Here is a 12,788-nt window from a genome sequence, read left to right as displayed (position 1 = left end):
GTAGCGGCCTGGAGAGCATGGCTCCTCCAGGCCTCGCGTCGCGCCCCGGGAGGCCATCGTGGGGGAGCCGAGCGGCGCGCCGCCGCGCGGAGGGGATACGTCCGCGCCGAGGCCGGAGAGCACCATTCGAATCGAGTCGATCCGCGTCGACTCCGATCACGGCGCGCTGCGCGGCTGCGACGAGCCGAGCGGCTGGCGGTGGTCCGACAGGCCCTGCGCCGAGCCCGAGTGGACCCCCGAGGCCCGCGTCCCCGTGAGCCATACCCTCGGCGAAAAGGTTCGCCTCGAGGTGACCCTCGACGCCGGCGCGGCGCCGCCGGGCCCCTTCACGCTCGAAGGCGAGGGCCCGGGCGAGATCCTGTTTCGACAAACCATGCCCGTCTCTCCCGGGAGGTCCTCGGTCTCCCTCGTCTCCGAGCGTCCGCTCGCGCGCAGGATCGAGGATCTCTCGTTCGACGTGCGCTGGTCCGCGCCTCCCGCGATGGCCGTCGCGCCCGCCGTCACCTCCATTCCCATGCTCGTCACGATGGGGCCGCCGAGGTCCGAGCCCACGGCGCCCTACAAGGAGGACGGAGCCACCCCGCGGCGCGTGGCGAAGGCCGTGGAATGGGCGAAGAGAGCGAACAGCCTGGATCCACACGCCATCGTCGAGGGCTTCCTGCGCCGATTCCCGCATTACGCCCTCCTCCCGAACCCCGACGTGCCGGCGGAGTACGACCACCCGCGGTATTTCAACGACGTCGGCGGCGCCTGGCCGATGGTCGACCACGTCGCGGCCTCCGGCGAATGCCAGGCCATCGTGCGCCTCGTGCGGGGCATGCTGGCGCAGATCGGCGCGCCGGGCGAGGCGCGTATCCTCGTCGTCTGGGCCGATCCGGACGAGGGCGGCGGCGCCAAACCCCTCGTCGCCGACTGGGAGAAGAACCCCCGCGCGGGTTTGTCAAAGACGATCCATGTCGGCGGCAAGCGCCTCAGCGCCGCGCTCGTGGACGGGCCGGTCGTGGAAGGAAAAACCTATCCGCCCTCCCATACCCGCCTGCCTGACGGGCGGTCGAGCCCCGGCCTCAATCGGTACGAGGCGTGCCTCGAGTTCTCCCACGGCGGCTTGACCCGCTATTATTGTGGCGGCGTCGGCGTGCTCTCCTCCAGGCACGACATCCTCAAGGTCTTCTGGGGCCTCGTCTGGGTCGAATTCCTCCCGGACGAGGGGTTTCGGGTCGAGAAGATCGTGCAGCGCTACCGGGGCGGCGAGCCTCCCCGGAGGCAGGAGCCCGGGCGCGATCGTGTCCGCTCATTTTTCCGTCGTTTCGCGAGGCGATTTCAATGAAATGGCTCGACGACATCGAACAGGCGAAATCCGAGGGGTTCGACGATCTCGAAGGGCGGGCCGACGTGCCCGGCCAGGCCCTCGCCGAGTCGAGGCACTGGGCCCGCACCCTGTTTGCCCAGGGAATGAGCCCCTACGACGCCGGCCGCCCCGTCCGGCGCGCCGTCCACCGCGCCACGAAGGCCGCGCCGGACCTCTTGCGTCACGAATACGACGTGGACGATCTGCACCTCTCGATCGTCGAGGGCCGCTCGTTCGCGCTCGTCGTCGTGGCGCGCGCGAGCCTCGACGTCCTCGCGCTCCCCGAAGAGGAGCGCGCCCCCGCCATCGCGCGCATCGCAAAGGCGCTCTTCCACCCCGTCTGCGTCTCGGGCGGCGCGTGTTTCCGTTTCCCGGAGCGAATCGAGGAGGGGACGTTTTTCTCCACGAACCCCGAGCTCGATCCGCGGCTCCTCGGCGCCTGGCAGGATCGCCTCGACGCGGGCATCCGCGGCGGCGAGCTCGTCTTCCTCGCCTACAAGCGTTTGCCCTGGATGGCCGGCTTCGCCGATCCCTCCTCGTGGCTCCGCGAGGGAGAACGGATCGATCAAAAACCGCGATTTCGTTTTCCCTTCCGGAGCTCACGCTCGAGGCGGAAGAAACGCTGAATCGATGGGACGCGGGTCGCCGAGCGGAGGTGGCGCCCGCAAGATCTCCTCCAGGGTCGCGTCCGCCTCGCGCGCCACGCCGTCGAGCGCCTGCCCGAGCCGCGCGTGATCGGGCGCGTCGAGCGGGGGCAGCCCGAGCCGCGCCCGCACCCCGGAGACGCGGAGCGCGATCCCCTCGCCCCATTGATAACCCTCGATCCACGGGCCCCGCTCGAGCTCCGCGCGGATCCTCTTCATGCGCGCCTCGAAGGCGGCGCGCTCCTCCGGCGTCCGCTCGATCGCGCCCCAATGGTGGATCGACGCCGCGCGCTCGAGCTCGCCTTCGATCGCCGAGAACCCTTCGGCGAGGGCCGCGCGTGTCACCTCGAAGCCCGCCTTGCGCAGGAGCGCGCCGTCGAGGCACATCTCCCAGGTGACGTGCGCGAGGAGCCCCATTCGTTTCGCCTCGAGCTCGGCCTCGCGCATTCGCGCCGCGACGAGCTTCTCTCCTTCGAGGAAGACCCGGTGGTGATGGAACCAATGGTCGACCGCGACGTGGTGGCGGATCCCCGCGAGCACCTCCGGGAGCCGCCCTTCGAGCGAGGCTCCGACCTCGACGGAATCACGCGGCCGGACGCGCCTGTCCGCCATTCGCCACAGGTCCGGCAGCATCGCGCCCGCGCCGGCCGCGCGGGATCCCGTATGCGCCTCCGCGAGGTGCCTGTGCAGGAGAAAGTTCACCTCTGGAGCTTAGCACGCCCGGGTTCTTGCTCCGCCTTTCCATCTCGCCTCGCGCGTGCTAGCCCGATACGACCGCGCGCCTGCTCCGAAGGACGAGGCGCCCGGGCAGGAGACGAACCATGAACCGAATCGTGACTTCCTTGTTTGCGCTGGCCCTCGTCGGGGCTGCTTCTCTCGTCGGTTGCGGCGACGACACGAACAATACGACTGGCGGCAATAACACGCCCCCCGTCGCCCTCGACGACCTCGGCACCAGGACGGCCGAGGCATTCTGCGAGCAGGTCTACTCCTGCTGCACCATGGCCGAGATGGATACCGTGTTCGCGAACCTCATGCCCAAGCCCACGAACGAGGCCGAGTGCGTGCAGAGCTTCAAGGCCTTCTACGACATGAGCGTGCTCGCGGACCTCAAGGCGGCCGTGGCGGCTGGCCGGCTCGAATACGACGGGGCGCTGGCGGCGTCCTGCTTCGCCAAGGTGGATTGTGGCACGCTCGGCGCCGCGCCCGACCCCGAATGCGAGAACGTCTTCGCGGGCAAGGTGGCCGACGGCGGCGATTGCGCCAATGACACCGAGTGTGCGGGCGCGACCTCCGTGTGCCTGGGCGATTCCAGCATGCAGGACGGTAAATGCGGGGCGCCCGGCGCTGTCGGCGCGGCGTGCTCGTTCGACGACGAATGCGCCACGGGTTACTGCAGCTTCTCGTCCAACATGTGCGAGGAGAAGAAGGCCCTCGGCGAGGCGTGCAGCGGGGGCGGCTGCAAGGACTCGTATTGCGACTTCATGGCCAGCGTCTGCACGGCCCGCAAGGCCGACGGCGAGGCCTGCACGTTCTTCGACGAGTGCCAGAGCGGCAACTGCGACGCGATGGCGAAGACCTGCGCCCCCGAGCCCGCCCCGATCTGCGACGGGATGTGACGTCGCAACGGCGCTCCGTGTCCTTCTCCGTCGAAGACACCTCCCGGGCGAGCTGCTAGAGTAGCGCCGCCCGGGAGGGACCTGGGGAACCGGAGGAGGACATGGAAGCGGCTCGAGCGAAGATCGGCCTCGTCGGCCTCGGGGTGATGGGAGAGAACCTCGCCCTCAACATCGAGCGGCATGGTTTTCCCATCGCCGTCTACAACCGCGAACCCGAAAAGGTCGACCACCTGCTCGCCACGCGCGCGAAGGGGCTGCGTTTCTTCGGGGCGCACAGCCCCGCCGAGCTCGCGCGGCTCCTCGAACGTCCGCGCAAGATCATCCTGCTCGTGAAAGCAGGCCAGCCCGTCGATTGGACGATCGAGCAGATCCGCCCGCACCTCGAGCCCGGCGATATCATCGTCGACGGCGGCAATTCCTGGTACGAGGACACCGAGCGCCGCCAGAAGGAGCTCGCCGCGTCTGGCATTCGATTCGTCGGCTCCGGCGTCTCGGGCGGCGAGGAGGGCGCGCTCTGGGGCCCCTCGCTCATGCCCGGCGGCGAGCGTGACGCGTACGAGGAGATCCGCCCCGTCTGGGAGGCCATTGCCGCGAAGGTCGACGACGGCCCCTGCGTCACGTACATCGGCCCCGGCGGGTCGGGCCATTTCGTGAAAATGGTCCATAACGGCATCGAGTACGGCGACATGCAGCTCATCGCCGAGGCCTACGACATCCTCCACCGCGGCCTCGGCTTCTCCGCCGATCGCCTCGCCGAGGTCTTCGCGCGCTGGAACGAGGGCGTCCTCTCCTCGTTCCTCATCGAGATCACGGCCAAGATCTTCCGCGCGAAGGACGCCGAGACGGGCGCGCCGCTCGTCGATCTCATCCTCGACAAGGCGGGTCAGAAGGGCACGGGCCTCTGGACGTCGAAGGTCGCGCTCGACCTCGGCGTCGCCATTCCCACGATCGACGCCGCCATCATGGCGCGCCTCCTCTCGGGCCGGAAAAACGAGCGTATCGAGGCCGCGCGGGTCCTCGAAGGGCCGAAGGCGGGGGGCTTTCAGGGCGACGAGGCCGAGATCGTCGCGGCCGTGCACGACGCCCTGTATGCCGCCAAGATCTGCTCCTACACCCAGGGCATGGCCCTCCTCCGCGCCGCCTCGGACACGTTCCGCTGGGATCTGCCGCTCGGCGAGATCGCGGGCATCTGGAGGGGCGGGTGCATCATCCGCGCCGAGCTCCTCGGCGGCATCCGGGAGGCGTATTCGAAGCGCGCCGATCTCCCGAGCCTGCTCCTCGACGATCGTTTTCGCGAGGCGATGGCCCGATCGCAGCCCGGCTTCCGCAAGGCCGTCGCGTTCGCGCAGGGACTCGGCATTCCGTGCCTCGCGTTCTCGTCGAGCCTCGCCTATTACGACAGCCATCGCTCGGCGCGCCTGCCGCAGAACCTGACCCAGGCCCAGCGCGATTACTTCGGCGCCCACACCTACGAGCGCGTGGACAAACCGGAGCTCGGCGCCGTGCACACCGACTGGCCCTCGCTCGTCGGCTGAGTGCATTAGGGCTTTTCCCTCGGGGGCTCCGTTCGCCCCACCCGCCCGCATCTCCGCTCATCTCCGCTCGCCTGCTTTCCGGCTCCCTGGCGGCCGGCTGTTTGCCCGGGCCAGCAACGCTGCCACGCGGCTTGCATCGAATGCTGCTGGATGGGCCCGCGGCGCACACGCCGTGCGGACGTCCGAGAAGGCACGAGATGGCGGCACTCTTTCGTCCCTGGACCAATACGGCCTTCCGGATCGCGCTCCTCGGCCTCGTCGGCGGCGTGGGCGCGCTCGTCGCCGCGCCCATGATCTGGGTGCGCACGCCGAACTGGAGGCGGCAGCTCGATCAGATCGATCAGCCCGTCGAGTTCGACCACCGGCACCACGTACAGGACGACGGTATCGATTGCCTCTACTGCCATAAAGAGGCGACCGTATCCGCCACGGCCGGCATCCCCTCGACCGACCTCTGCATGGGTTGTCACAACCAGGTCTGGAACCAGAGCCCCATGCTCGAGCCCGTCCGGCGGAGCTACTTCTCCGGCATGCCCATCCCGTGGAACCGTGTCCACGACGTCCCCGACTACGTCTATTTCAATCACGCGATCCACGTGAACAAGGGCGTCGGGTGCGTCACTTGCCATGGCCGCGTCGACGAGATGGGCCGCGTCTACCAGGTCGCCGATCTGAGCATGCAGTGGTGCCTCGAATGCCACAGGCAGCCGGAGAGGTTCGTCCGGCCGCTCGACCGCATCACCGACATGACCTGGGTGTCCGCCGATCAATCTGCCCTCGGGCCGTACCTGGTACGCGAATACGGCGTTCGAAGCATCACCACCTGCACCGCCTGCCATCGATAGGAGAGCACCTTTGGGCAACGACGTACGCGCGCTCTGGGAGAAGATCCTCGCAGGCAAGACGGGCCGCGATTACTGGCGCAGCCTCGCCGAGCTCGTCTCCGAGGGGGCGCCTCCCGAGGACAGGCAAAGGGAGTTTCCCGAGGGGGTGGACGAGCGTCCGGACGAACCCTCGCGCCGCAGCTTCCTGAAGCTCCTCGGCGCGAGCATGGCGCTCGCGGGCGTCACGGGCTGCGTCAAGGACCCCGTCGAGAAGATCCTCCCGTACACCTACCGTACGCCCGAGGTCACGCCGGGTCTGTCCCGGTATTACGCGACGAGCATGACGCTCGACGGGCTCGCGACGGGCCTGCTCGTCGAGAGCCGCGAGGGGCGGCCCATCAAGATCGAGGGCAACCCCGAGCATCCGGCCAGCCTCGGCGCGGCGGGCGCGCTCGAGCAGGCGTCCATCCTCGGCCTCTACGACCCGCACCGTGCGCGGGCCATCACGCAAAATGGCGCGCTGCGCCCGTGGGAAGCGCTCGCGGCGGAGCTCGCGCGCCCGCGCGCCGATCGTGGCGCCGGGCTGCGTATCCTGATCGAGCCCACGGCCTCGCCGCTCCTCACGAGCCTGCTCGATCGGCTGCTCACGGCTTATCCGGCCGCGCGCGTCACCGTGCATTCGTCCCTGGACACGAGCGAGCCGAGCCGGGGAGGCCTGCTCGCTTTCGGTCGGCCGCTCACGCCCCAGCTCGATCTCCGGAATGCCTCCGTCATCGTCTCGCTCGATTCCGACTTCCTCGACGGGCAGGGCATGCATTTGCGGTACTCGCGCCATTTCGCGGAGCGCCGCCGCCCGGGCTGGCCGGACCCCACGATGAACCGGCTCTACGTCGTCGAGAGCTTGCCGAGCTGCACGGGCACCGTCGCGGATCACAAGCTCCGCCGGCGTTCGAGCGAGATCGGGACGTTCGCCGCGGCCCTCGCGGCCGAGATCCTCCTCGGAGGAAAGCCGCCCTCGGCCGTATCGCCCGAAATCGTCACGGCGCTACGCCCCTTCCTTGGCCGCGAGGAGCGGGCCCTCGTCGGCGCCATTGCGCGAGACCTCGTCCGCGCGGGCAGGGGCGGCCTCGTCGTCGTCGGCGACAGACAACCTTCGCACGTGCACGCCCTCGGCGCTCTCTTGAACTCCGTCCTCGGCGCCATGGGCTCCACGGTCACCATGACCGATCCCATTCTCTGGGATCCCGGGACGGCCGGGCAGGGCCTCGCCGCGCTCGTCACGGAAATGCACGCCGGCGCGGTCGACACGCTCGTCATCCTGGGTGGCAACCCCGTGTACGCCGCGCCGGGCGATCTCGATTTCAAAGCGGCGCTCGGCAAGGTCCGCCAGAGCGTCTACCTCGGCCTCTACATGGACGAGACCGGCGCGCGGACCACATGGTTCGTCCCGGGCACACATTACCTAGAATCCTGGGCCGACGGCCGCGCGGGGGACGGCACCGCGTCCGTCGTGCAGCCCCTCATTCGCCCGCTCTTCGGCGGGCGGACCGAGTCCGAGCTCCTCGCCGTGATGCTCGGCGATACGTACGCGAATGCGCACGGGCTCGTGCGGGAGCGCTGGCGGGCGCTGCTCGGCGAGGCCAATTTCGAGGCCAAGTGGGAGGCGACCTTGCAACGCGGCTTCTTGCCGGGCTCCGAGGCGCCGCCCGCCCGGGCCGATCTATCCCCGCAAGGGATCACCGCCGCCCTCGCGGCCCTCGCCGCCGCGCCGCCGCCGCTCCCCGATCGGTACGAGCTCGGGTTTTACCGGGATTACCGCGTCCACGACGGCCAGTTCGCGAACAACCCGTGGCTCCAGGAGCTCCCCGATCCCACGACGAAGATCACCTGGGACAATGCGGCGCTCATGAGCGTCCGCACGGCGAGCGAGCTCGGCGTCGCGAATGAAGACCTCGTGGAGATCACGCTGCCCTTCGTCGATCCGACGCAGGCGGTGATCACGACGAACCCGCCGCCGCACGCGACCGTCGTGTTGCCGGTCTTCGTCATGGCGGGCCACGCCGACCGGGCCATTTCCTTGCGCCTCGGGTATGGCCGGTCGGGCCTGCCCGTCGCCGAGGGTGTCGGGAAAAACGTCCAGCCGCTCCGCCGGTACGGCCGAACCTTCGTCCACGGCGCGACCGTGCGGCCCACGGGCGAGAGATACCCTCTCGCGCAGACCCAGAAACACTGGGATTTGCACGACCGGCCGATCGCCCTCTCCGCGACGCTCGACGCGTACCGCGCGCATCCGCATTTCGCCCACGAGCACAAGGGCCCCGTGCTCTCGATTTTGCCCACGGTCCATCATGAGGGCGATCAGTGGGCGATGAGCATCGACACGTCGATCTGCACGGGCTGCAGCGCGTGCGTCGTCGCTTGCCAGGCCGAGAACAACATCCCCGTCGTGGGCAAGGAGGGCGTCCTCCGCAGCCGCGAGATGCACTGGCTCCGCATCGACACGTATCACACGGGCGAGGTCGACGCGCCGGAGGTCGTCCATCAGCCCATGTTGTGCCAGCACTGCGAAAAGGCGCCCTGCGAGTACGTCTGTCCGGTGAACGCCACCGTCCACAGCCCCGACGGGCTCAACGAGATGGTGTACAACCGCTGCATCGGCACGCGGTTCTGCTCGAACAACTGCCCCTACAAGGTGCGGCGGTTCAACTGGTTCGACTGGATCGAGGAGAAGCCGGAGTACAATAGCGAGATTCGTACGCTCCAGAAAAACCCCGACGTCACCGTCCGCGAGCGCGGCGTGATGGAGAAGTGCACGTTCTGCGTGCAGCGCATCCGGCGCGCCGAGATCGACGCCAGCATCGAGCGCAGGAGCATCCGACCGGGCGAGGTCAAGACGGCCTGCGAGGAGGCCTGCCCGACGCGCGCCATTCGTTTCGGCTCGCTCGCGCACGGGGAGACCGACATGGTCCGCTGGCGCGAGGAGCCGCGCAGCTTTGGCGTCCTGCACGAGCTCGGCACCCAGCCGCGTATTCGGTACCTCGCCATGATCAAGAACCCGAACCCGGAGGTGGGTTGAAATGGCCACGGAGCCGGTCCTCATCGGGCGCCCCACGGACGCCGAGCTCTCCGACCAGCTCCTCTCGACCGCCTGGCGGCCGTGGAGAAAGCTCGGGAAAATCGGCTTCCTCGTCGCCATCCTCGGCACGTTGTCGTTGTTCGCCGGGATCACGCTCACCGTGATGTACGGCATCGGGATGTGGGGGAACAACATCCCGGTCGGCTGGGGGTTCGGCATCATCAATTTCGTCTGGTGGGTCGGTATCGGCCACGCGGGCACCTTCATCTCGGCCGTGCTCCTGCTCTTCGAGCAGAAATGGCGCACCAGCATCAACCGGTTCGCCGAGGCGATGACGCTCTTCGCCGTCCTCCAGGCCGCCCTGTTCCCGGTCCTGCACCTCGGGCGGCCCTGGCTCGCCTACTGGATTTTCCCGTATCCCTCCACGATGGACGTGTGGCCGCAATTCAAGAGCGCGCTCCCCTGGGACGCTGCGGCCATCTCGACCTATTTCACGGTCTCGCTCGTCTTCTGGTACACGGGCCTCATCCCCGACCTCGCGGCCATGCGGGATCGCGCTCCGACCCGGGCGAAGCGGATGATCTATGGCATCTTCGCGCTCGGCTTCACCGGCGCGTCGAGCTCCTACCGCCATTACCGTGTGGTTTATGGCCTGCTCGCGGGTTTATCGACGCCGCTCGTGCTCTCCGTGCACTCGATCGTGAGCTCGGACTTCGCGATCACGCTCGTGCCCGGCTGGCACTCCACCATTTTCCCGCCGTTCTTCGTCGCGGGCGCGATCTTCTCCGGGTTCGCCATGGTGCTCACCCTGGTGATCCCCGTCAGGAGCCTGTTCCGCCTGGAGAACGTCATCACGAAGAGGCACCTCGACAACCTCGCCAAGATGGTCCTCGTGACGAGCTGGGTCGTCACGTACTCGTACATCCTCGAGTTCTTCATGGCGTGGTACAGCGGCGACGAATACGAGATCTACCAGTTCTTCGAGGCGCGCCCCTTCGGGCCCTGGGCCTGGATCTTCTGGACGATGATGATCTGCAATTCGGTCATCCCGCAGGTCTTCTGGTCCAGCAAGGCGCGGAGCAGCCTCGCCGTCCTCTGGTTCGTCTCGCTCCTCGTCAACGTCGGCATGTGGGCCGAGCGCTTCGTGATCATCGTCATGGGCCTGCAGCGCGATTACCTGCCCTCGGCCTGGGACGTGTTCGTCCCGAGCCCGGTCGACTGGGCCATTTTCCTCGGCACCATGGGGTTCTTCCTGCTGCTCTTCCTGCTCTTCTTGCGGTTCGTCCCCTTCATTCCGCTCGCCGAGGTGAAGGAGCTCAAGCACGAGCTCTCGCACGAGGAGGGACATTGAAATGAGGAGGACGCTACAGGGCGGGATCGTGGGCGCGTTCGACACGCCCGAAGAGGTCATCCGGGCGGCCCACGAGCTCCGCAAGGCGGGGTACCGCAGGCTCGAAGGGTATACGCCGTACCCGCTGCTCGAGCTCGAGAGGGCGATCGGACAGGGCCGCTCCCGCATCGCATTCGTGGTCTTCCCCTTCGCCATCGCGGGGGCGGCGGCGGCCTACCTCGTGCAATGGTGGACGAACGCCGTCGATTACCCCCTGAATTCGGGCGGCAGGCCTGCGCACGCGGCGCCCGCGTTCGTCCCCGCGACCTTCGAGATGGCCGTGCTCCTCTCGGCGCTCTCGGCGTGCGTCATCCTCGCCGTCTGGTCGGGCCTGCCGGCCCTCTGGCAGCCCATCTTCGAGGTGCACGGCTTCGAGCGCGCCAGCATCGACAAGTTTTTCCTGGCCATATCGGACCTCGATCCCGCCTTCGACCGCGAGGCGACCGCGCGCAAGCTCACGGAGCTCGGCGCGAGCCACGTCGACGCATTCGGGGCGCGTCCGGCGACCGAGGCCGAGATGTACGGGCGAGAGCATCGCATGGAGGGAGAGGAGCCGTGAAATCCATTCCCGTCCTCGCTCCCTTGTCCGTCCTCGCGGCGTTGCCGGCCCTCGCGAGCTGCAACAACTCGGGCACCGAGCGCGATTTCGAGCGCATGGTGAACCAGGCGCATTACGAGTACTACGAGGAGGCTCCGTTCTTCGAGGATCGACGCGTCATGCGTGAGCCTCCCCCGGGGACCGTCCCGCGCGAGCGCGTGCTCGGCCCGCCCGAGCTCAGGACCGGAATGGTGGACGGCAAGTATGTCGAGGCCATCCCCGTCCCGCTTTCGAAGCCCATGCTGGAGGTCGGCCGAAAGCGCTTCGAGGTCTTCTGCGCGCCCTGCCACGGCGTGGGCGGGGACGGCGTGAGCGTCGTCGCGCACAACATGGAGCTCCGCAAGCCGCCGAGCCTGGTCGCGGCGCCCGTCCTCGATTTCCCCGTGGGTCGAATCTACCAGGCGATCGCCCAGGGCTATGGGCTCATGCCCACCTATTCGCAGGAGCTCGGGGTCGAGGACCGCTGGTCCGTCGTCGCCTACGTGCGCGCGCTCCAACTCCAGGCGAACGGCGTCGCCGTCGACACCTTGCCCGAGCCCGTCCGCGCGCGGATGCAAAAGGAGCTTCGATGAATTCCGAACCCAGCGTGTTCACCGGCGGAGGTCGGCTCATCGTGGGGGGCGCCATCGCCTTCGCCGTGGGCGCCATTGCGCTGCTCGTGGGCGGCGCCGCCCATGGGCGGGACGCATTCTACGCGTACCTCTCGGCCTATGCGTGGCTCGTCTCCCTCGTGATCGGCGCGCTTATCTTCCTGATGATCGTCCACGCGATGGACGCGAAATGGCCCGTCGCCCTCCGCCGCGTCATCGAGGGCATCACTGGCGTCCTGCCGCTCGCCGTCATCGGGTTCATCCCCATCGCCGTCGGCGTCGGCGCGATTTACCCCTGGACGTCCCCCGACACCCTCGCCGAGCACGAGGCCCAGAGGCTCGTCCAGCACAAGCTGCCCTACCTCAATACGCCGTCGTTTTTCGTACGCGCGTTCGTGTATTTCGGCATCTGGCTGGGCGTCTCGTATTTCCTCCGGCGCTGGTCGCTGCGCGGGGACGTGGCCCCCGCGGCCACGGACAAGACCCGGTTCCGCGCCCTCTCGGCGCTCGGGCTCCCGCCGGTCGCGCTCGCGTTCACGTTCGCGAGCTTCGACTGGCTCATGTCCCTGACCCCCACCTGGTATTCGACCATGTTCGGGGTGTACTGGTTCGCCGGCGGCTTCGTGGGGGCGATCTCGCTCGTCGTGCTCCTCACGTATGGACTGCAGCGCTCGGGCATGCTCACCCGGATCGGCAGCTCGCATTATTACGCGCTCGGGCGGCTCATGCTCGCGTTCACCATCTTCTGGGCCTACATCGCGTTCTTCCAGTTCTTTTTGATCTGGATCACGGACAAGCCCCACGAGGCGAGCTTCTATGCGCCGCGCATGGCGGGCGAGTTCGCCCCCATGAGCATCTTCCTCGCGGCCGGCCGCTTCGTGATCCCGTTCTTCGCGCTCTTGCCCTATCGCTTGAAGCAGCAGCCGAGCACCCTCGCGCCGATCGCGGCGTGGATCCTGATCACGCACTGGGTCGACATGGAATGGCTCGTCATGCCCTCCGTGCGCGCCGAGGGGCCCGTCGTGCATTGGCTCGACGTGGCTGCGCTCGTCTGCGTCGGCGGGGCGGCGCTCGCCTTCGGCACGTTCCGCCTGCGCGGCCGATCGATCGTCCCGAAAAACGACCCGTCCCTCGATGCGGCATTCCGGTACGGGAGCATTTGAC

The 12,788-nt window shown here is 68.3% G+C and carries 11 protein-coding genes; 10 read left to right on the top strand and 1 reads right to left on the bottom strand.

Features of this window, described 5'->3' with window-relative positions:
- Positions 1-58 precede the first annotated feature (58 nt).
- Positions 59-1,327, top strand: coding sequence for a hypothetical protein (locus tag GF068_RS09695; protein ID WP_206079426.1), 1,269 nt, complete (start codon positions 59-61; stop codon positions 1,325-1,327).
- On the top strand, positions 1,324-1,974 hold the full coding sequence (locus tag GF068_RS09690; RefSeq protein WP_153819021.1) for a hypothetical protein: 651 nt from the start codon (positions 1,324-1,326) through the stop codon (positions 1,972-1,974). The genes GF068_RS09695 and GF068_RS09690 overlap by 4 nt, the downstream gene beginning before the upstream one ends.
- Here the strand turns inward: GF068_RS09690 and GF068_RS09685 are convergent.
- Complete coding sequence (locus GF068_RS09685; RefSeq protein ID WP_338046308.1) at positions 1,948-2,694, bottom strand: hypothetical protein; 747 nt, start codon at positions 2,692-2,694, stop codon at positions 1,948-1,950. The two genes, GF068_RS09690 and GF068_RS09685, sit on opposite strands and share 27 nt — an antisense overlap.
- Before the next feature lie 131 nt (positions 2,695-2,825).
- Between GF068_RS09685 and GF068_RS09680 the strand changes: the two genes are divergently transcribed.
- From GF068_RS09680 to GF068_RS09645, 8 genes are all read left to right on the top strand, one after another.
- The gene (locus GF068_RS09680) at positions 2,826-3,611 is read left to right on the top strand and encodes a hypothetical protein (protein WP_153819020.1); all 786 of its coding nucleotides are present in this window, start codon (positions 2,826-2,828) and stop codon (positions 3,609-3,611) included.
- A gap of 101 nt (positions 3,612-3,712) precedes the next feature.
- Positions 3,713-5,146, top strand: coding sequence for an NADP-dependent phosphogluconate dehydrogenase (gene gndA / locus GF068_RS09675; protein WP_153819019.1), 1,434 nt, complete (start codon positions 3,713-3,715; stop codon positions 5,144-5,146).
- Between the two features lie 197 nt (positions 5,147-5,343).
- Positions 5,344-5,991, top strand: coding sequence for a cytochrome c3 family protein (locus tag GF068_RS09670; RefSeq protein WP_153819018.1), 648 nt, complete (start codon positions 5,344-5,346; stop codon positions 5,989-5,991).
- A 10-nt stretch (positions 5,992-6,001) separates the two neighbouring features.
- A complete protein-coding gene (locus tag GF068_RS09665; RefSeq protein WP_153819017.1) occupies positions 6,002-9,046 on the top strand; it encodes a TAT-variant-translocated molybdopterin oxidoreductase in 3,045 nt (1,014 codons plus the stop codon).
- Position 9,047: 1 nt separating this feature from the next.
- The gene (gene nrfD / locus GF068_RS09660) at positions 9,048-10,397 is read left to right on the top strand and encodes an NrfD/PsrC family molybdoenzyme membrane anchor subunit (RefSeq protein ID WP_153819016.1); all 1,350 of its coding nucleotides are present in this window, start codon (positions 9,048-9,050) and stop codon (positions 10,395-10,397) included.
- 1 nt (position 10,398) lies between these two features.
- Positions 10,399-10,995: a DUF3341 domain-containing protein gene (locus GF068_RS09655; RefSeq protein WP_153819015.1), complete on the top strand. Its 597-nt coding sequence runs from the start codon at positions 10,399-10,401 to the stop codon at positions 10,993-10,995.
- Positions 10,992-11,606, top strand: coding sequence for a c-type cytochrome (locus tag GF068_RS46960; RefSeq protein WP_338046307.1), 615 nt, complete (start codon positions 10,992-10,994; stop codon positions 11,604-11,606). Before GF068_RS09655 ends, GF068_RS46960 begins: the two co-directional genes overlap by 4 nt.
- Positions 11,603-12,787, top strand: coding sequence for a hypothetical protein (locus GF068_RS09645; RefSeq protein WP_153819014.1), 1,185 nt, complete (start codon positions 11,603-11,605; stop codon positions 12,785-12,787). The genes GF068_RS46960 and GF068_RS09645 overlap by 4 nt, the downstream gene beginning before the upstream one ends.
- Position 12,788: the final 1 nt, after the last annotated feature.

This window comes from Polyangium spumosum, from assembly GCF_009649845.1.
Lineage (GTDB): Bacteria > Myxococcota_A > Polyangia > Polyangiales > Polyangiaceae > Polyangium > Polyangium spumosum.
The sequence above is the reverse complement of the archived record's forward strand: the minus strand, read 5'-3'. Positions and strand labels throughout refer to the sequence as shown.